Origin of the sequence: Arachidicoccus sp. BS20 (genome assembly GCF_001659705.1) — a bacterium.
Taxonomy (GTDB): domain Bacteria; phylum Bacteroidota; class Bacteroidia; order Chitinophagales; family Chitinophagaceae; genus Arachidicoccus.
This window is the reverse complement of sequence record NZ_CP015971.1, coordinates 1,746,427-1,767,538: the sequence shown is the minus strand read 5'-3', so window position 1 is coordinate 1,767,538 and position 21,112 is coordinate 1,746,427. Positions and strand designations below refer to the sequence as shown.

14 protein-coding genes and 1 tRNA gene are annotated in these 21,112 nt (G+C 40.1%); 13 read left to right on the top strand and 2 right to left on the bottom strand.

What is annotated here, in order from left to right; translation table 11 throughout:
* The first annotated feature begins 14 nt into the window (after nucleotides 1-14).
* The 3 genes from A9P82_RS07950 to A9P82_RS07940 are packed head-to-tail and all read left to right on the top strand — an operon-like array spanning nucleotide 15 to nucleotide 3,742.
* Nucleotides 15-1,136, top strand: a complete 1,122-nt coding sequence (locus A9P82_RS07950; RefSeq protein ID WP_066206430.1) for a glycoside hydrolase family 16 protein — start codon at nucleotides 15-17, stop codon at nucleotides 1,134-1,136.
* 25 nt (nucleotides 1,137-1,161) lie between these two features.
* A complete protein-coding gene (locus A9P82_RS07945) occupies nucleotides 1,162-2,910 on the top strand; it encodes a glycoside hydrolase family 30 protein (protein WP_066206428.1) in 1,749 nt (582 codons plus the stop codon).
* Nucleotides 2,911-2,923: 13 nt separating this feature from the next.
* Nucleotides 2,924-3,742 carry a glycoside hydrolase family 16 protein gene (locus A9P82_RS07940; RefSeq protein ID WP_066206425.1) on the top strand — a complete coding sequence of 273 codons (819 nt, stop codon included), beginning with the start codon at nucleotides 2,924-2,926 and terminating at the stop codon, nucleotides 3,740-3,742.
* A gap of 78 nt (nucleotides 3,743-3,820) precedes the next feature.
* On the opposite strand, the gene A9P82_RS07935 is transcribed toward A9P82_RS07940, so the two are convergent.
* Nucleotides 3,821-6,370: a zinc-dependent metalloprotease gene (locus A9P82_RS07935; protein ID WP_066206422.1), complete on the bottom strand. Its 2,550-nt coding sequence runs from the start codon at nucleotides 6,368-6,370 to the stop codon at nucleotides 3,821-3,823.
* Nucleotides 6,371-6,705: 335 nt separating this feature from the next.
* On the opposite strand from A9P82_RS07935, the gene A9P82_RS07930 reads away from it, so the two are divergent.
* The 7 genes from A9P82_RS07930 (at nucleotide 6,706) to A9P82_RS07895 (ending at nucleotide 17,108) form a co-directional block, all read left to right on the top strand.
* Nucleotides 6,706-7,569, top strand: a complete 864-nt coding sequence (locus tag A9P82_RS07930; protein ID WP_066209728.1) for a MotA/TolQ/ExbB proton channel family protein — start codon at nucleotides 6,706-6,708, stop codon at nucleotides 7,567-7,569.
* Nucleotides 7,570-7,683: 114 nt separating this feature from the next.
* Entirely contained in the window at nucleotides 7,684-8,385 is a 702-nt protein-coding gene (locus A9P82_RS07920; protein ID WP_082915275.1) for an ExbD/TolR family protein, read from the top strand.
* Between the two features lie 34 nt (nucleotides 8,386-8,419).
* A complete protein-coding gene (locus tag A9P82_RS07915) occupies nucleotides 8,420-8,965 on the top strand; it encodes an ExbD/TolR family protein (RefSeq protein WP_066206410.1) in 546 nt (181 codons plus the stop codon).
* A 27-nt stretch (nucleotides 8,966-8,992) separates the two neighbouring features.
* A complete protein-coding gene (locus A9P82_RS07910; protein WP_066206408.1) occupies nucleotides 8,993-9,841 on the top strand; it encodes an energy transducer TonB in 849 nt (282 codons plus the stop codon).
* 95 nt (nucleotides 9,842-9,936) lie between these two features.
* Nucleotides 9,937-11,133, top strand: a complete 1,197-nt coding sequence (locus A9P82_RS07905) for a hypothetical protein (RefSeq protein WP_066206406.1) — start codon at nucleotides 9,937-9,939, stop codon at nucleotides 11,131-11,133.
* 142 nt (nucleotides 11,134-11,275) lie between these two features.
* Nucleotides 11,276-15,079, top strand: coding sequence for a DNA-directed RNA polymerase subunit beta (gene rpoB / locus A9P82_RS07900; RefSeq protein ID WP_066206404.1), 3,804 nt, complete (start codon nucleotides 11,276-11,278; stop codon nucleotides 15,077-15,079).
* Between the two features lie 190 nt (nucleotides 15,080-15,269).
* On the top strand, nucleotides 15,270-17,108 hold the full coding sequence (locus A9P82_RS07895) for a glycoside hydrolase family 35 protein (protein WP_231891123.1): 1,839 nt from the start codon (nucleotides 15,270-15,272) through the stop codon (nucleotides 17,106-17,108).
* A 129-nt stretch (nucleotides 17,109-17,237) separates the two neighbouring features.
* Here the strand turns inward: A9P82_RS07895 and A9P82_RS07890 are convergent.
* A tRNA-Glu gene (locus A9P82_RS07890) sits at nucleotides 17,238-17,309 on the bottom strand.
* 189 nt (nucleotides 17,310-17,498) lie between these two features.
* Here A9P82_RS07890 and gap point away from each other — a divergent pair.
* The 3 genes from gap (at nucleotide 17,499) to A9P82_RS07875 (ending at nucleotide 21,033) form a co-directional block, all read left to right on the top strand.
* Complete coding sequence (gene gap / locus A9P82_RS07885) at nucleotides 17,499-18,512, top strand: type I glyceraldehyde-3-phosphate dehydrogenase (RefSeq protein ID WP_066206398.1); 1,014 nt, start codon at nucleotides 17,499-17,501, stop codon at nucleotides 18,510-18,512.
* 165 nt (nucleotides 18,513-18,677) lie between these two features.
* Entirely contained in the window at nucleotides 18,678-19,526 is an 849-nt protein-coding gene (locus A9P82_RS07880) for a transketolase (protein ID WP_066206395.1), read from the top strand.
* A 295-nt stretch (nucleotides 19,527-19,821) separates the two neighbouring features.
* Nucleotides 19,822-21,033, top strand: a complete 1,212-nt coding sequence (locus A9P82_RS07875; RefSeq protein WP_066206392.1) for an S-adenosylmethionine:tRNA ribosyltransferase-isomerase — start codon at nucleotides 19,822-19,824, stop codon at nucleotides 21,031-21,033.
* The last annotated feature ends 79 nt before the right edge of the window (nucleotides 21,034-21,112 follow it).

Below are 21,112 nucleotides of genomic sequence, written 5' to 3'. Positions count from 1 at the left end.
TAATTAAAAATAAAATGAAACGCATCAATCAATCAATATTATTCTGCCTGCCGGTTTTTTCTTTGCTGCTCGCTTGCGGCAAAGGCGGCAGTAACTATCAACCGCCCGCAACGCCAACCGATTTGTCGTACAATGCACAAATAGTAGGTGTTACGGATGCTACTCCAAACGGCGACGGCAGCGGTATGGTAAATCTTACTCTTTCCGGCAAAAACGTTACTTCTTACGTTGTAAGTTTACCTACAGAAAGTAAATCGTTTTCCGTGAATAGCGCCAGCGGAACAGTAAACTGTACGTTTGCATCTGCGCCGGGCACTACTACCAAATATCCCATAAATATTTCAGCGTATTGCAATACCGTAAAAAAAGATACGACCATCTATGTAACAGTATATTGTAAAGCAGCAACTGCGCCGGGAACTATTTTGTTATGGTCAGATGAATTTGACAGCACCGCGTTAAATACCAATATCTGGAATTACGAAAGCGGAAACAACAACGGTTGGGGAAATAATGAATTAGAATATTACACAAGCGATGCGGCAAATGTAAGCGAGAAGAACGGGTATCTGCAAATTACGGCACTTAGTTCTCCTAATTATAACAACAGCGGATTTAATTACACGTCTGCGAGAATAACTACTGCCAATAAATATTCTTTCCAGTATGGTAAAGTAGAAATAAAAGCAAAGCTTCCGGGCGATGCAGGTACTTGGCCTGCGCTTTGGCTGTTGGGAAATAACATCAATACTGGTGTGGCATGGCCTGCGTGTGGCGAAATCGATTTAATGGAAGCCGGAACAGTATGGGGCACAGATGTTGTGGGAAGCTCATTGCACTGGGGAACAAGTTCGAACAGACAGGATACTAATAAAAAACTAACTGTTTCTGGATTGAATAGCGATTTTCATTTATATCAAATGGACTGGAGAGCCGACCATATTGCTTTTTACGTGGACGGTGTAAAAGTTGATAGTGTCGCGAATAATTCGAATATGCCGTTCGGTCAGAATTTCTTCTTCATTTTCAATGTAGCGATAGGTGGGAGCTTAGGTAGCAAGGATAATACTCCCGGCTCGATCAATCTCGGTTCCAGTTCAACAATGTATGTGGATTATGTAAGGGTTTATAATTAATGTTTCTGAAATCAATTTTGTAGAAATGAATTGCGCAAAAAAAGGCAATCTGGTTTTGTTGTGTTTCGTGTTAATATTTTGCGGAACAGCCTGTTCAAAAAATGATATACCATCAACTTCAAATACACCTAAAGCTCCTACCGGTTTAAAAGTATCAGCGCAGGTAGTCGGTGCAACAAGCACATCGCCAAAGGGCGATGGAAGCGGCGGGGTTAATATTACCGTATCTGCTACTAATGCTACAAACTATCAGATTATTTTGCCCACAGAAAACAACAAAACTTTTACGTTAAATAATCCCGATGGCGGAACAGTAAGTTATGCTTTTACGGCTAACCCTGGAACTGTTACTACTTATCCTATACAAGTAACAGCATACAATGGCTCTTTGAAAAAAGATACAGTGTTGGGCATAGAAGTTTATTGCGCTTATGTGAAGACAGATGTAGCATTTTGGCTTACCACGCCCGATAAAACCGCTCTTTTTAAACAGCAAAATATTGCGTTGAATTTTTCCTCATCTTCAAATAGTAATGCAACCATTAATGTAGATGCAACCCGGCAATTCCAGAGCATTGACGGTTTCGGCTACGCGCTTACGGGCGGAAGCGCTTCGCTCATCAATGGCCTGGATGCTACAACAAAAGATGACTTGTTGAAAGAGCTTTTTCTGGCAGATTCTACACACATCGGCGTAAGCTATTTGCGGTTAAGCATCGGTGCATCGGATTTGAGTGCAACGGCTTTTACTTACGACGATACGCCGGGTGATTCAACCTTACAAAACTTCAGCATTGATAAAGAAAAAACGGATTTGATTCCTGTGCTGCAAAAGATTTTAGCCTTAAATCCAAATATTAAAATCATTGCTACACCTTGGAGCGCACCGGCATGGATGAAAACCAATAATAATCTTTACGGTGGCGGCGATAATCCGGGTATTTTGAAACCTGAATGTTACAGCATATATGCGAACTATTTTGTAAAATATATTCAGGCAATGAAAGCCGCAGGCATTACCATTGATGCAGTAACGCCGCAAAACGAACCGTTAAATGCGTACAACAATCCTTCGATGCTGATGCAGGATACCGATGAAGATAATTTTATCAAAAATTATTTAGTGCCTGCGTTTAAAGCAAACAGCATAACAACAAAGATTATTGTGTACGACCATAACTTAGACCATCCTGAATATGCTACCGATATTTTGAGCGACCCGGATACGTATAATCTTGTGGATGGCTCGGCGTTTCATTTGTACGCGGGAAATATTGGAACAATGTCATCGGTACACAATCAATTCCCGAATAAGAATTTATATTTTACGGAACAATACACTTCATCAACCGGCGACTTTGGCGGAGATTTACAATGGCATATTGAGAATGTAATTATAGGCGCCACTTCCAATTGGAGCAAAAATGCTTTGGAATGGAATTTGGCTTCTGACCCGAATCAGAATCCGCATTTAAGTGGCGGTTGTTCAGATTGTTTGGGCGCGGTTACTATCAGCGGAACTTCTATATTGAAACGGAATCAAAGCTATTATATCATTGCTCATGCGGCTAAATTTGTCCGCCCGGGTTCGGTAAGAATTGCTTCAACATCGGCAGCAAATTTGCCAAATGTGGCATTTAAAACGCCCGACGGAAAAAGAGTTTTGATTGTATTAAACAAAGCAACTACAAGTACCACTTTTAATATTCAATTTAACGGACAAACAGTTTCTCCAACGCTGCCTGCCGGCGCAGTCGGAACTTTTGTCTGGTAAAAAATTTATACAAATGAAAAAAATCATTCTTCCCTTCAGCATACTTTGTTATGCATTTGTCTTCAACAATGTTCATGCGCAGAATGTTGCATCTATCCCGCAATACCAAGGCTATACTTTAGCCTGGCACGATGAGTTTGATGAAAACAAGCTGAACGAAAAAGACTGGACATACGAATTGGGAAACAGAAACGGCTGGGGTAATCACGAGCTGGAATATTATACCTCAAGCCCGAAAAATATTTATACATCCAAGGGCAATCTGGTAATTGAAGCAAGAAGAGAAAAGAAGGACGATTTTGATTATACATCTGCTCGAATCGATACAAAAAATAAGCAAGAGTTTTTATACGGAAGAATTGATATGCGCGCCAAACTTCCCGTGGATAAAGGTTTGTGGCCGGCACTGTGGCTTCTTGGCAGCAATATTTCAACGGTGCCTTGGCCTAAATGCGGCGAAATTGATGTGATGGAATTAATCGGTAAAAACCCAAAAGAAGTTGTTGGCTCTTTTCATTGGAAGAAAGCCGACGGAACAGAAGGAACAATCAATAATAAATACGATTTAACCGATGAGGATTTCTCCAAAAATTTCCATGTATATAGTTTGATTTGGAGAAAAGATTCCATGCAAATATTGGTGGACAATTTTCCTTACGTAAAAGTTGCGCGGGAAGATTTTAATGATGGAACTTACCCTTTCGACAAACCATTCTTTCTTTTATTTAATGTCGCCGTAGGCGGCGATTGGCCCGGAAATCCTGATAACGCTACAAAATTTCCACAAAAAATGTTGGTCGATTATGTGCGGTATTACAAGTTGAACTACTGATATATTGAACTGTTTGTCGCAATAAAAAAACCTCGCTGAAATTTTACAACGAGGTTTTTAGTTTTATGAAATTATTATTTAGTTTTTGCTATTTAATGCTTTAGCAATTCTAAAATCCAGGTCTTGTAAATGGTATCTGCTCAAAGCATCCGGATAAGCGGCTGCTATCTTGTCTAATTGATTTTTTATTTTCAACAAATGTCCATAAGCCAAAGACGGGACATCACTATTTATATAGCTTGCGGCATTTCCGCCAAACGGAGATTGGTTCGCATTAGCTGCCGGGGAAGTGTTTGCGTCTTTTATCAATGCTTCGATATATGCTTTTTGCAAATTTCTGCGGAAATAACTGATAGCACTATTGCTTGTCCATTCACTAAAAATATCTTTTTCAATATCGTTCAGCAAATCTTCCGGCTGATAAACTTTGTCTGCTCCAAAACGGCTGCCGCACACATACAACCTGTTAAGCCTGTCGGATGAAACCAAACTATTGATAAGGCTTGTTTGCAGATTGATGAGATTGTCGTTGCCCGCCGGACGATTTGTTTTGTTGAGAATGCTTGTGTCCAGCAACCATTTAGGTGTTGTGAACAATTGCGTATTCAAAAATTCCAATGCACGTATCTGCTTGTCTTTTGGAGTGGGCGCATACACATCTCCGCTTTGCTCAATGCTTTTAGGCGTTGAATAGATGCCGCCAATGTTTTTCAATACATGACCAATATAACGTGCAAACTGTCCGAAAACCTGGTCATATAATTCAGAAAGATTGTCGTAGGTGTCGGCTGTTTCTTTTGTCCATTCCGGCAAACCTTTCAACACTCTTTGGAGGTTTAAAATACCGTATGTATTAGCTTTCATGGCATCATCGCCAAGGTCTTCGTTTTGCGAGCGGGGGTCGTAAGGGTCGGTTTCTGTTCCGAACCAAAGACGAGGATTTTTTGAGAGACTGTCAATTATCCATTTGTTGGTAATTTCATGGTCTTCTTTTTCTGTTTTAGCACCGCTGTATGAATAGCCCCATTGGATTGCCCATCTGTCGTATTCGCCGATGTGCGGGTATAAATCTTCTGCAGGGATTTTGTCTTCCGGTTGTGCTACATAGTCAAAGCGAGCATAGTCCATAATAGAAGGCGTATGTCCGTGTGCTTCCAGCCATTTTTTATTGCGCAGCATTTCTACGGGAACAGTACTGCTGCTGCCGAAATTATGGCGCAGTCCAAGCGTATGACCTATTTCGTGAGATGATACGAAACGGATAAGGTCGCCCATGAGTTTATCATCAAAGACCATTTTTCTGGCGCGTGGGTCGTTGGGCGCTGCCTGTATCATGTACCAATCGTGAACGAGTTTCATTACGTTGTGATACCAACCGATATGACTTTCGAGAATTTGACCGCTGCGCGGGTCGTGAACATTTGGTCCGTACGCGTTTTCAATATCGGATGCGAAATATCTGATAACGGAATAACGCGCGTCTTCCATACTCATGGTCGTATCGTTTACGGGCCAAGGTTTTGCAGTAATTGCATTTTTGAATCCTGCTTTTTCAAAGGCTTTATTCCAGTCTTCAATGCCTGCTATCAGGTAAGGAACCCATTGTTTTGGTGTTGCGGGATCGATGTAGTAAACCAATGGTTTTGCAGGTTCAACTAATTGTCCTCGTTTCCATTTGTCCATGTCTTCAGGCTTTGGTTGCAGGTTCCAGCGTACAATAAAATTATCGTCTTTTACACGTTGTTGGTTATCGCCATATTGTGTATAGCTATCTGCAAAATAGCCCACACGCGGGTCAAATTCTCTTTGCGCCATCGGCGTTTTAGGCAACAGTAAAAATGAATGATTGAAATGAAGTGTGACAACGCCTACCTGGCTGCCCGCGGTAAAGCCTCCGCGCCCGCGCCCTCTGCCGCCAAATTCAGTGGGCGGAGCCGGTGCTACAGAGTATGTTTTTACTGTTTTAATTTCAGTATTGATAGGGTAAGTATGAATACTTTCTATGTATGATCTGTCGGACATTAAGCCGCCGATGGATAAGCTCCTCTTTTGATAACTTGCAAAACTGAGCGCAGGGTTGTCGCCGGAAAAGAAACTATTTACATCAATCACAACGCTGTTATTTCCATAGGCTTTAATAGGAAATGCAGCTATATACGGATTCACATTGGAGTTTTGTACAGCCTTATAAATAGCGTTGGTTGAATCTGCTACGCTTATGGTAAGCATAAGCTGAAGAAAAACATTTTTATTCGGACCTTTAACCCAACGTACCATTTGCTGGTTCACAATTTCGCCGCCATATACACCTGCGCCGCCGGCTGCTTTATCATATCTTGTTACCACCAGAATGTCTCTGTTGAATAAGCTGTCGGGGATTTCAAACAGCCAGTTGTCATCTACTTTGTGAATGGTAAACAGCCCGCTTTTTGAATATGCGGAATCGGGAATAACTTCTTTGTAAGGCTTTATTTCATTGGGCTTTTTAGGATGCGCTGCAATTATTTTTTTAGCAGTATCTTTTGCAGCTATACTGTCTTTGTGATGTGGTATTGAGTCTTTGTGCTGTGCATAAGACACGTGAAGCAGGCATATCGATATTACAGCCAGCATTAGTTTCTTAATCATTGTACAATTTTGTTTGAAGTGATAAAAATGAATGCAAAAATAAGGTTATATATTGTTCAAACATCTGTTGGTATAAAACAGTGAGAATCGGTCAATATTTGTTATGAACGGTTATTAAAAAGGAGGGGTTGTGTAGTATATCGAATTCATAAAAATTATAAAAAAAGATATAAAAACTTGTTGGGTAAAATAAAATTTATAATTTGCTCGTCCATTGCTGAGATATAATTGTTAAAAATATAAATAAGAATTTCTTGTTTAATTTAAAAAATTTCTTAGCATTGTGGCATAAAAATCATTTAAACACAGTTATTCATTCAAAAAAAAATTTCATCATGGCTGAAATTAAACCAACTGCCCAAGCAGCAGTAAAGACAGTTTCAAATGTAAAACCTAAGAAGAGCTCGAATGCTATTTCGTGGATTGCGCCAATCTTGGCAATTGTATTAGGTTACATTATTTGGCGTTTCGCATTAGGTAGTTCTTCAAACTTCAACAAGCCGGATGCGGCGGGTGGTTTTTGGCCCCAACACGAAGACCCCAAAACACCAATTGCGCGTATGTATCAGGGCGGTATTCTTGTACCGGTATTGATTGGTTTGTTCCTGATCGTAATTACTTTCTCTATCGAAAGAGTACTTACAATTTCAAGAGCATTGGGTAAAGGTAATATTGGAGAATTTATCCGCAATGTTCAATATAATCTTGCAAACAAAGATGTAGATAAAGCCATTGCTTTGTGCGACAAACAAAAAGGAAGTGTTGGTAATGTAATGAAATCCGGTCTTTTGAAATACAAAGAAATGATTACAAATACAGAACTGGACACAGAACAAAAAGTATTAAACATTCAAAAAGAAATCGAAGAAGCAACGGCATTGGAATTGCCAATGTTGGAAAAGAACCTCGTGTTTTTATCAACTATTACTTCGGTAGCAACATTGACCGGATTGTTGGGAACGGTATTAGGTATGATTCGTTCGTTCGCATCTTTGGCAAGCAGCGAAGGTGGAAACGCATCTGCACAGTTGTCCCAAGGTATCTCGGAAGCGTTGTATAACACGGCGCTCGGTATCGGTACGTCTGCCATCGCGGTAGTTATGTACAACGTACTTACTACAAGAATCGATGGTATCACTTACGGTATTGACGAATCCGGCTTTACTTTAACGCAAAGTTTTGCTTCTAACTATAAATAATTGGTTCCGGGAGAAAATCTTAAAATTTTCTCCTGTCGAAAAAAAATCAGAAAAAATTTATGGAAAAAGAGATGTTTCTGCATCTTATTAATGAAGTAAAATAAATTAAAAACAATGGGAAGAGCCAAATTACCACGTAAAAGTACAGCAGTAGATATGACGCCGTTTTGTGATGTGGCATTTCTTTTGTTGACTTTCTTTATCTTAACGACTAAGTTTAAACCCGACCAGAAGATTCCTATTAATACGCCGAGTTCTGTTGCGCAAAAAGTAGCGCCGGAAAAGAACTTCATCATGATTTCTTTGAACAAAGACGGAAAAGCGTTTCTGAATTGCGACAGGCAGGATTTGATGGGAACTGTTTTGGACGATTTAAACTCGCAAAACAATTTGGGATTGACTCCGGGCGAAATTAATAAACTTGTTAAGTTGCCGCTGATTGGCGTTGGTTTGCAGGATTTGAAGTCCTACAGCCAGTACCAACCCAATCAAATAAATGAACAATTATCAGGAATTCCTATTCAGGACAGTGCCAATAATCAACTGACCCTATGGATGAAGGCATTTGTAAACGCAGTGGGTTCAATAGGTGGAGATGATACAGGCGCTTCCGGAGATGACGGCGGTAACAAAGAACCTACGGTAATTTTAAAAGGCGACAATCTTTCAAAATTCCCGCAGTTCAAAAATGTAATTGCCGCACTTACGGAAAACAACATTTTGAAGTTCCAAATGGTAACAAATCCTGAAGGTGTGCCTACGGGAAGCGAGTTGTGGAAGAAAGCACAAAGTGAACAATCTACGGTATCAAATTAGAAAACAACATTTTTAAACTTAAAAATATCCAATTATGGCAGAGATAGATACCTCGTCGGGCGGCGGTCATAAGAAAGGTCCGGGGGTCAAAAAAGGGAAGAAGTTATCTACGCGTGTGGATTTAACGCCAATGGTGGATTTAGGTTTTTTGTTGATTACATTCTTTATGTTTACAACAACAATGAGCCAGCCGAATGCCATGCACCTGAATATGCCCGATGATAATAAAAATACAACGGAGCAGAAAACACAGGAATCCGGCGCCTTAACTATTTGGTTGGGTAAAAATGATAATATTTACTATTATGAAGGGGAGTTGAAGGCAGATTTGTCTAATGTAAATCCTTCAAATTTTAAAGATATCAGGCAAGTGATTTTAAACAAAAAAAATACTACCGATACTTCTAAACTATTCATGATAGTAATGCCCGGCAACCAAAGCACTTACAAAAATATCATTGATATTCTTGATGAGTTCTCAATTGATATGGTAGACCGTTACGCATTAGTAAATAAGGTTGACCCGCAATACGAGAAAGATATTGACAATATGGACGCAAAATATGCTCCAGGAAATTAATATATTTTCTCATAAAAAATAATAGAAATGGATGCTAATAAAATTTTAAATTCAAGTGTGCTCGACATTATATTCGAGAACAGGAATAAGGCGTACGGAGCTTACGATTTAAGAACAACTTATGCCAGAAGAATAGTGATAGCGTTGGTTGCGACTTTAATTGTAATCGCTCTCTTCCTGGTAGGTTTTTACTTGAGTAAAAATAAACCGGAAGTGAAAAAGCCGGTAATGCATGTGGCGGATGTAAATATTCAGAAGTTCAACAAAGAGCCACCTCCGCCAAAAAAAGTTCAACCACCACCACCACCACCGGCAGCAGCGCCTCCTAAAATTGAGATGAAGAAATTTACGGTGCCGAAAGTGGTAAAAGACGACCAGGTAAAGCCTGATGAAACTCCTCCGAAACAAGACGAGAAGTTGACCATAGGACCGGTTACGCAGCATGGTTTGAAAGTAAACGGAGCTTTAGCCGCTCCGCCGGAAGTTCACGGTATTGGTGGTACAGGCAAAGGTCCGGGTACAGGAACCGGTACGGGAGATTATGACAAAGAATTTACTTCTGTTCAGGTTGAAGCGAAATTCCCCGGTGGAATGGAAGCTTGGCAACGTTATTTAAGAAGCAATTTGAGAGAAAATACGCCGTCTGATAATGGAGCACCTCCCGGAACCTATAAAGTAATTGTTTCTTTTCTCGTAAGCCGCGATGGTTCCATTTCTGAGGTAAAAGCCATTAGCGCGCCAAATCCTGATTACGGAACTGCCGCTGAAGCTGTACGTGTAATTGAACGTGGTCCTAAATGGATACCTGCAATTCAAAACGGAAGACAAGTAACATATCGCCAAAAACAAGGGATTGTGTTTAACATCTCTGAATAAAGGGCTATGTATATTTTTTCAAAACAGGTGTACAAGAAAGTTGTACGCCTGTTTTGTTTTTGTATATTCGGTTATTAAAACACTATTTACCAATTATGATAACTACAATCAGGAATGATTTCAACAATCATTTTTCCGAAGATAAATACAAAAATTATCTTGCTTATCTCGAAAAAGATTTTCCGGGTACATTGGATTTTAGAATTGCGGAAACTCCTGTTTTTGTCGATAAAGGGTTTAAAGAAAAAATGCTCTCCGCCGGCGAAGCTGTTATTGACAAAATATTGTCCCCCGAATTTAAGCAGCTTACACAGAATGCTATTCCCGGAAATATAAAAGTTGCAGGCGATGAACAACACCCGCATTTCCTGATTCTGGATTTCGGAATTTGTGAAAACGGAGCCGATGAATACGAGCCGATGCTGGTTGAGATGCAGGCTTTCCCTTCGTTATTTGCTTATCAATTGCATCAATACAAATCGGGAGATGTTGCATACAATTTCCCCAAAAACTTCACACCGTTTTTAAATGGATATAGTGAAGAAAAAGCAATTCATTTGTTGGAAAAAATATTGGTAGGAGATAACAATCCTGAGCATACAATTCTCTTAGAAATATTTCCCGACCAACAAAAAACCAGGATAGATTTTCTTTACACAAAAAAATATCTCGGTATAGAAACGGTATGTGTAACTGATTTGATAAAAGAAAACAGAGATTTATTTTATATCAAGGACGGAGATAAGATTAAAATTGAGCGTATATACAATCGTCTGATTTTTGATGAACTTCATCGGCAAGCGCCTGGTGTGCAGAGTAAAGCAAAAATTTTGTTTGACGATTTGGATGTCGAATGGATTACACATTCAAACTGGTTTTACCGCGTAAGTAAATATACATTACCGTTTTTGAAGCATCCGAACGTTCCCGAGACTTTCTTTCTAAAAGACTTGAAAGAAATCCCCGACGATTTGGAAAATTATGTGCTGAAGCCTTTGTTTTCATTTGCCGGCAACGGCGTTATTATTGATGTGAAAAAAGAGAATATTGATGAAATCTCTGATAAGGAAAATTATATTTTACAGAAAAAAGTAAAATACGCATCTGCTATTAAAACGCCCGACGAAAATGCCAAAGCCGAAATTCGCCTTTTTTATTTCTGGGAAAAAGGAGCTTCCCGCCCGGTAGCAGCTTACAATTTGGCACGCCTTACCAAAGGAAATATGATAAGTGTTGCATTAAATAAAAATAAAACATGGGTGGGCGGAAGTTTTGCTCTTTTTGAAGAATAAAATACTTTTTGCAGGTTTCAATACAATTTGTACCTTTGTTGCCCTTTAATCCAATCTGAATACAAAAAATATAGGAGAAACTGCGCAAATTTTTCGTATATTTTCAGATGGGTTTAATTCATAAAACCGGTTAAATACAGATATGTCATCAACAAAACTTCACAACAGGGTCAGCTTTGGTAAAACGAAACACCTTGCTGAAACACCTGATTTATTAGACATTCAGTTAGAATCTTTCCGCGAATTTTTCCAGTTAGAAACAACGCCCGACAAGCGTAACAACGAAGGTCTTTTCCGTGTATTCAAGGAAAATTTCCCTATCACGGACACGCGTAACATTTTCGTGCTGGAATTTTTGGACTATTTCGTTGACCCGCCGCGTTATTCCATTGAAGAATGTATGGAACGTGGTTTAACGTATGCAGTTCCTCTGAAAGCCAAGTTGCGCTTGAGCTGTAATGACGAAGAGCATATCGATTTCCAGACAATTGTACAGGACGTTTTCTTGGGAAATATTCCGTATATGACGCCGCGTGGTACATTCGTTATCAATGGTGCTGAACGTGTAATTGTTTCTCAGTTGCATCGTTCTCCCGGTGTATTCTTCGGACAATCAACGCATCCAAACGGAACAAAAATTTATTCTGCCCGCGTTATTCCTTTCAAAGGTGCGTGGATGGAATTTGCTACCGACATCAACAATGTGATGTACGCATACATCGACCGTAAGAAGAAATTCCCGGTTACTACTTTGCTGCGTTCTATTGGCTTCGAAACGGATAAAGATATTTTGACTTTGTTCGGTATGGCAACAGAAGTTCCTGCCGATAAAAAGGCTTTGGAAAAACACATCGGGCAAAAACTCGCTGCTCGTGTATTAAAAGCATGGGTAGAAGATTTTGTGGATGAAGATACCGGAGAAGTTGTGTCGCTCGAGCGTAATGAGGTTGTGTTGGAACGCGATACCATTTTGGACGAAGAGGCAATTCAGGTAATTGCCGATTTGGAAGTGAAAAGCGTGTTCATTCAGCGTGAAGATGTTGGCGGCGATTACGCAATCATCTACAACACATTGAATAAAGATACTACCAATTCTGAACTGGAAGCAGTTCAATTTATTTATCGTCAGTTGCGTGGTGCAGATGCGCCGGATAACGAAACCGCTCGCGGTATCATTGACAAATTGTTCTTTAGCGACAAGCGTTACGATTTAGGCGAAGTGGGTCGTTACAAAATCAACCGCAAGCTTGAAGTTAAGCAGAAATTAGGAACGAAAGTTCTTACCAAAGAAGATATTATTGAAATCATCAAATATTTGGTTCGCCTTACAAACGGTAAAGCCGAAATAGATGATATTGACCACTTGAGCAATCGTCGTGTACGTACAGTAGGCGAGCAGTTGTACGCTCAGTTTGGCGTAGGTTTAGCGCGTATGGCGCGTACCATTCGCGAGCGTATGAACGTGCGCGACAATGAAGTATTTACGCCGGTTGATTTGATTAATGCAAGAACATTATCTTCCGTTATCAATTCCTTCTTCGGAACTTCTCAGTTGTCGCAGTTTTTAGACCAAACCAATCCATTGTCGGAAATTACGCACAAGCGTCGTATCTCCGCGCTCGGACCGGGCGGTTTGAGCCGTGAACGTGCGGGCTTTGAAGTGCGCGACGTGCACTATTCCCACTATGGTCGTTTGTGTACGATTGAAACGCCGGAAGGACCGAACATCGGTTTGATTTCTACGCTTTGCGTTCATGCGAAAATCAACGATATGGGCTTTATCGAAACGCCTTATCACGAAGTGCATGATGGTAAAGTAGATTTGAAACATTTAAGATTCCTGAGTGCAGAAGAAGAAGATACTGCAAAAATTGCACAGAGCAGCGTGCCTTTGGACGATAAAGGTGTTTTCATAGAAGACAGAATCATTAGCCGCGAAACGGGCGATTTCCCTGTACTGGACAAAAGTGAAGTCGAATTCATGGACGTTGCGCCCAACCAAATTGTAGGTTTGTCCGCGTCTTTGATTCCGTTCCTCGAACATGACGATGCCAACCGTGCGCTAATGGGTTCAAATATGCAACGTCAGGCGGTTCCGTTATTGCTTCCGCAGGCGCCGATTGTAGGTACAGGTCTGGAGGGCAAAGCGGCTCGCGACGCACGTATCCAGATTCATGCAGAAGGCGATGGTGTTGTAGAATTTGTAGATGCACGTGAAGTTCACGTTCGTTATAATAGAAATGACGCTGACCGTTTGGTTTCTTTTGAAGATGATTTGGTGGTATACAGATTAACCAAATTTATCAAAACCAACCAGGCAACTTCCATCAACTTGCGCCCTGCTGTGAAGAAAGGACAAGTTGTAAAGAAAGGCGATTTCTTGACAGAAGGTTACGCTACAAAAGATGGCGAATTGGCTCTGGGTCGTAACTTACAGGTTGCGTTTATGCCGTGGAAAGGTTACAACTTTGAAGATGCGATTGTAATCAACGAAAAAGTTGTTCGTGAAGACTTGTTTACTTCTGTTCATATTGAAGAATATGAATTGGAAGTACGCGATACAAAACTCGGCGAAGAAGAATTGACATCCGATATTCCGAATATTTCCGAAGAAGCCACTAAAGATTTGGATGAGCACGGAATTATCCGCATCGGTGCAACAGTTCGTGAAGGCGATATTCTGATCGGTAAAATCACTCCGAAAGGAGAAAGTGACCCGACGCCGGAGGAAAAATTACTTCGCGCAATCTTTGGAGATAAAGCCGGCGATGCAAAAGATGCTTCTCTGAAAGCGCCAAACGGAACGGAAGGTGTGGTTATCGACAAGAAATTATTCCAACGCGCTAAGAAAGATAAAAACAGCAAAGTGCGTGAAAAAGCGCAATTGGAAAAAATAGAAAAAACGCATCAGGAAAATGCCGCGGCTGTAAAAGAATTGTTGTTGAGCAAATTGCAGAGTTTGTTGAAAGACAAAACTTCCACAGGTGTTAGCAATAACTTCGGCGAAGTATTAATCGGCAAGGGGGCTAAATTCAACAGCAAAAACCTGAATGGCGTTGATTATCAAAATGTAAATCCGTTGGGTTGGACCGGTGATGAAACGGTTGATAGTCAAATCAACATTTTGTTACACAACTATAATATCAAATACAACGAAGAACTTGGACGTTACAAGCGTGAAAAGTTCAACATATCTATCGGCGATGAATTGCCTGCCGGTGTGTTGAAACTTGCCAAAGTATATCTTGCTGTTAAGCGTAAGCTGAAAGTTGGCGATAAAATGGCAGGTCGCCACGGTAATAAAGGTATTGTTGCAAAAATTGTACGTGCAGAAGATATGCCGTTCCTTGAAGATGGAACTCCGGTTGATATTGTATTGAACCCGTTGGGTGTACCTTCGCGTATGAACCTTGGACAGATTTACGAAACCATTCTCGGATGGTGCGGTAAAAAACTGAACATGAAATTTGCTACGCCGATTTTCGACGGCGCTTCTCCTGAAGAAATTGCAAAATATTGCGAAGATGCAGGAATCCCGTCAATGGGTCATACCTACTTGTACGATGGAGAAACCGGCGAACGTTTTGACCAGAAAGCTACTGTGGGCGTTATCTACATGATTAAGCTGCACCACATGGTGGATGACAAAATGCACGCACGTTCTATTGGACCATACAGCTTGATTACGCAACAGCCTTTGGGCGGTAAAGCGCAATTCGGTGGTCAGCGTTTCGGGGAAATGGAAGTATGGGCGCTCGAAGCTTATGGCGCATCCAACATTTTGCAGGAATTGCTGACAATCAAGTCTGACGATATTATCGGTCGTGCGAAAACGTATGAAGCTATTGTGAAAGGCGATAATATTCCTCGTCCGAGCGTTCCTGAATCATTCAATGTATTGGTTCACGAGTTGCGCGGTTTAGGATTGGATTTAAGATTTGAATAGTTGTTTAGTTATTAAATAAAAGAGGAGAGAGGTTGATTTTATCAATCTCTCTTTTTTATGCTTGTTGTAAAAATTATAAAGAAACGTTTGCGTTGTTTTTCAATAGAAAAAGAGATTATCTTTATTTCATATCATTTTAATTCTATTAATCAAGTTAAGTATTATGGTAAAAAAATTATGCTTGTTGTTCTTGAGTATCAACGTTTTTCTCTTTTCAAAATCGTTTGCACAGCAGCACACGTTTGAGGTTAAAAACGGTTCATTTGTTTACGACGGTAAGCCGATACAGATTCATTCCGGGGAAATGCACTATTCGCGTGTGCCGCATGAGTATTGGCGCCAGCGCCTGAAAATGATAAAAGCAATGGGGATGAATACTGTAACTACTTATGTATTTTGGAATTTTCAGGAAACAGCTCCCGGCGTTTGGAATTTTTCCGGCGACAGAGATATTGCAAAATTTATCAAAACCGCACAGGATGTAGGATTGTTTGTGATACTTCGTCCCGGACCTTATGTGTGCGCCGAGTGGGAATTTGGCGGTTACCCATGGTGGTTGCAAAAAGTTCCCGGGATGCACGTCAGGACACTCAATCAGCCTTTTCTGGATAGTTGTAAAACATATATTCAGCATTTAGCTGCACAGATAAAGAACTTGCAGATTACGCATGGGGGACCAATCATTATGGTGCAGGCGGAAAATGAATTTGGTTCTTATGTGGCGCAGCGCAAAGATATTCCTCTTGAACAGCACAAAAAATATGCTTTAGCCATAAAAAATGAACTGGTACATAACGGTTTTGACGTGCCGTTTTTTACGGCAGATGCAACTTACTTGTTTAAAGGTGGAAGCGTTGAAGGTGCTTTACCTTGCGGTAACGGTGAAGACAATGTAGATACTTTAAAAAAACGTGTGAATGAATTTCACAATGGAGAAGGACCTTATATGGTCTCGGAATTTTATCCCGGTTGGCTCGATCATTGGGGCGAAAAATTCGTAAAAGTGGGAGCAAAAGGTGTGGTAAATCAAACGGAAAAATATTTAAAGAATGGCGTTTCATTCAGCTATTATATGATTTTTGGCGGAACAAATTTTGGTTTTACGAGTGGCGCTAATGATGGCGACAGCCCTATTCAGCCAGACCTTACGAGTTATGATTACGATGCACCGATTAGTGAAGCGGGTTGGGCAACACCGAAATTCGATTCTCTTCGTTCATTAATGAAAAAATACGTTACTTATCAAATTCCCGATGTTCCGGACGCTGTACTTGTTATTGCTATTAACGAAATTAAACTCAATAAAACTGTCGATTTGTTTAACGGGATTGTAAAAAATATTCAGCCTGTTGTAAGCGATACGCCTAAGACTTTTGAAGACTTGAATCAGGGCTTTGGTTACGTTTTATACCGGAAGAAATTTGACAATGCTATCAACGGAACGCTTGATTTAAAAGGGTTGCGCGACTATGCATTGGTTTATGTGAATGGTAAAAAAGTAGGCGAACTGAATCGTCAGGTAAAGAAATTTACCATCAACATTGATATTCCTGCGAACGCAACATTGGATATTTTGGTGGAAAATATGGGACGTATTAATTATGGTCCGAACATTGAGAAAAATTTGAAAGGGATTATTTCTCCTGTAATGATTAATGGCAAAATAATTACCGGTAATTGGAATATGTACAAGTTGCCTTTCGACCAAGTCCCTGATTTATCAAAACAAAAAAGTTCCTACGTTGCAGGTAATCCTGTGATTTATCAGGGAGCATTCAAACTTAAAAAAGTCGGCGATACATTTCTGGATATGAGCAATTGGGGCAAAGGAATTGTGTTTATCAACGGGCATAATCTTGGTCGGTACTGGAAAGTGGGACCGCAGCAAACGCTGTATTTGCCGGGCTGTTGGCTGAAAAAAGGCAAAAACACAATACAGATTTTTGAGCAGCAAAATGATGTGAAGAACGAAACTATTAGTTCTGTAACGAAACCTGTTTTAGATAAATTGAATTTACCGAAAGAATAAAGTCCGAAATATTTTGTAGAAAAAGGAAGCGATCGCATTCGCTTCCTTTTTCGTTATCAGGATTGTACAAAAAGAAACCCGACCTTCAATAAAGAAAATCGGGCTTGCAACTTTTAAACCTTTCCTTTGTAGAGCGTACGGGAATCGAACCCGTGATTCCTCCGTGAAAGGGAGGTGTCTTAACCCCTTGACCAACGCTCCGTTTTTGTTTGGGATTGCAAAGGTATATTTTTTTTTGAGCTGACCAAATTTTTCCTTAAAATATAGAGTAAAAATTTTAAACGACACTAACGCTTGTTTATTATAAAATAGTAAATTATTCTTTATTAATAAACTCATTATTGTAAATTCGCATCGCTAAAAATTAAACAAACAATAAAACATTTTGAAATGAGTTCAGTTAAAGTTGCGATTAACGGTTTCGGACGCATTGGTCGTCTTGTGTTCCGTCAAATCCACAATATGGAAGGTATCGAAGTAGTGGCAATCAACGACCTTACGAGTCCGGCAACATTGGCACACCTTTTAAAGTATGATAGTGCTCAAGGGCGTTTCGTTGGTAAGGTAAGTAGTACTGAAAAATCTATTATCGTAGATGACGAAGAAATAAACATCTATGCACAAAGAGACCCATCGCTGATTCCTTGGGGAGAACATGATGTAGATGTAGTAATTGAAAGCACAGGCTTCTTTGCAGATAAGGCTAAGGCTGAAGCACATTTAAAAGCCGGAGCTAAAAGAGTTGTAATTTCTGCGCCCGCAACCGGCGATTTGAAAACCATTGTTTACAATGTGAACCATGAAATATTGGATGGTAGCGAAACTATCATCAGTTGCGCATCCTGTACTACCAACTGTCTTGCGCCAATGGCAAAAGCATTGAATGATGCTTTTACAATTGAAGTGGGAAGCATGACGACAATCCACGCTTATACCAATGACCAAAATACATTAGACGCTCCGCACGCAAAAGGCGATTTGCGCCGCGCACGCGCTGCGGCTGCAAACATCGTTCCTAATTCATCGGGGGCGGCTAAAGCAATCGGCTTGGTATTGCCGGAACTAAAAGGAAAATTAGACGGCGGCGCGCAGCGCGTTCCAACCATCACAGGTTCCCTTACAGAATTGGTGGCGGTTGTTTCAAAGCCCGTAACCAATGATGAAGTGAATGCTGTAATGAAAGCTGTCAGCGACGAAAGTTTCGGTTATACCGAAGACCCTATCGTAAGCAGCGATATTATTGGAATGCACTACGGTTCTTTGTTTGACGCTACGCAAACAAAAGTAATAGGTACGGGCGATAAGCAACTTGTAAAAGTGGCAAGCTGGTACGACAATGAAATGAGCTATGTATCACAATTAGTACGCACGGTTCATCATTTCGCAAAGTTGATTTCAAAATAATTTTTGAAGAATGATTTATAAAAAGCTGCTTGCAAAACCGAAGCAGCTTTTTTGCTGAAAAGCGGGTCGAAAATATTAATTTTTCGTAGCGCAGTTCGTTTCTCGCGCGAAAATGAATTATCTTCGAGGCTCAAAAATTTATTACACAGATAAAGTTTAAGAAAAATGGCAGATATACAAGAATTGAAAGAGACTGCAACGCAAATCAGACGCGATATAGTAAGAATGGTTCATGCTGTACAAAGCGGGCATCCTGGTGGCTCTTTAGGTTGTACCGATTATTTTACAGCTTTGTATTTTAATGTAATGAACCGTAAGTCGGGTTTTGATATGGATGGCATTGGCGAAGACATTTTCTTCCTTTCCAACGGACATATTTCTCCTGTTTTTTATGCTACATTGGCACGTGCAGGATATTTTGATGTCAAAGAATTGGCAACATTCCGTAGGCTCAATTCACGTTTACAAGGTCATCCTACGACGCACGAACATTTGCCCGGCATCCGCATTGCAAGCGGTTCTTTGGGACAAGGCTTGAGCGTTGCTTTGGGTGCTGCACTTGCCAAAAAGCATAACGGCGACGACCATTTTGTTTATGTGCTTTGTGGCGACGGCGAACTGGAAGAAGGTCAAAACTGGGAAGCCATTATGGCTGCGCCGAATCTGGATGTTCAGCGTTTGATTGTAACGGTGGACTGGAACGGTCAGCAAATTGACGGTCCTACAAAAGAAGTAATGGACCTTGGCGATTTGAAAGCAAAATTTGAAGCATTCAAATGGCAGGTTATTGTGTTGGAAGAAGGCAATGATATTGAAGCTATCACTAAGACTTTGGAGAAAGCAAAATCTATTGCAGAACCCGGAAAACCTGTGGTAATATTGATGGAAAGCGTGATGGGTAAAGGCGTTGACTTTATGGAAGGTCATCATGAGTGGCACGGAAGTGCGCCAAACGATGAGCAACTGGCAAGTGCGCTTACTCAATTAGGCGAAACTTCGCTGGGCGATTATTAATACGTTCAAATATTGATTAACCGAATATTTTAGGGCAGTAACTAAAATATTCGGTTTTGTTATTTATTGAGTTCTGATGTTGCATAAAATAGTAAGAAGACGCTTGCGTGTCATTGCGAGGAGCGAGCGACGTGGCAATCTCAATGAGATTCCCGCCTGCGCTGGAATGACGACGGTCGTGTTCATTTATAAAAAACAATATTATTTTTATACTAACTCAATTTGTTCTATCTGTGCATCTGTGGCAATTACATTCTTCAAAATCCATTAAATCATAAATCCCTGTTCCGACAAAATGCATCCCAAACATCTTTCCATCAATGATTTTACATACGATTTGTCCGATGAAAAAATCGCGAAATTTCCTTTGCAAAAAAGGGACGAAAGCAAATTGTTGATTTATGAAAGCGGAAAGATTGAACAAAGCGTTTATAAAAATCTTCCTGAATTTTTGTCGGAAAATACTTTGCTTGTTTTCAACAATACAAAGGTTGTGGAAGCGCGTTTGCTTTTTAAAAATATCAATGGTGCAAACATTGAATTATTCTGTTTAGAACCTGCGGATGATTATTCAGATATTACAACAGCAATGTTGCAAAAGGGGAAAGTTTTTTGGAAATGTTTGGTAGGAAATGCGAAAAAATGGAAAGAAGATTTATTGGAAAAAACAATTTCATCCGGCGGCAAAAGTTTTATTCTTCAGGTAAGAAAAGTTGAAAAACAAAATGATTATTTCTTAATCGAATTTCTTTGGAATATTGATGAATACAGCTTTGCAGAGGTTTTACATTTTGCAGGACAAATTCCTTTGCCGCCGTATTTGCACCGCGAAGCGGAAGAAAAAGATAAGGAAACTTATCAAACAGTTTATGCAAAGCACGACGGTTCGGTTGCCGCGCCTACGGCTGGCTTGCACTTCACGGAAAATTTATTGCAGCAATTAAAAAACAAAAATATTCAGACAGATTTTGTAACGCTTCATGTGGGCGCGGGAACTTTCAAACCCGTGAAATCCGACACAATGGAAGCGCACGAAATGCACGCTGAATTTATAGATGTTTCGGTTGAGCTAATTAATTCGTTAATTGATAATTTATCGGGGAAAATTGTTTCGGTTGGTACAACTTCGTTGCGCACGTTGGAAAGTTTATATTGGCTTGGCGTAAAGGTTTTGAGCAATATTTTTCCGTTGGAAATTTCGCAATGGGAAGTGTATGATTTGCCGCAAAATATTTCGGCGAGCGATGCTTTGAATGCTTTGAAAAATTATCTTGGAAAAAATGAACAACAAAGATTATTGACCAAAACGCAAATCATTATTGCACCAAATTATGAATTGAGAATTGCAAATGGGTTGATTACCAATTTTCATCAGCCTAAATCTACATTATTGCTGTTGGTTGCAGCATTCATCGGCGATGATTGGAAGAATGTGTATGATTATGCTTTGCAAAACGACTTCCGGTTTTTGAGCTACGGCGACGGAAGTTTGCTGTGGCGAAAATAATTTTGTCTTGGTTTTGTCATAAAAAGTTTTTCGTATCCGCTTGGTTGCTTTATCTTTGGGCGGACTTTTAAAAAGGATA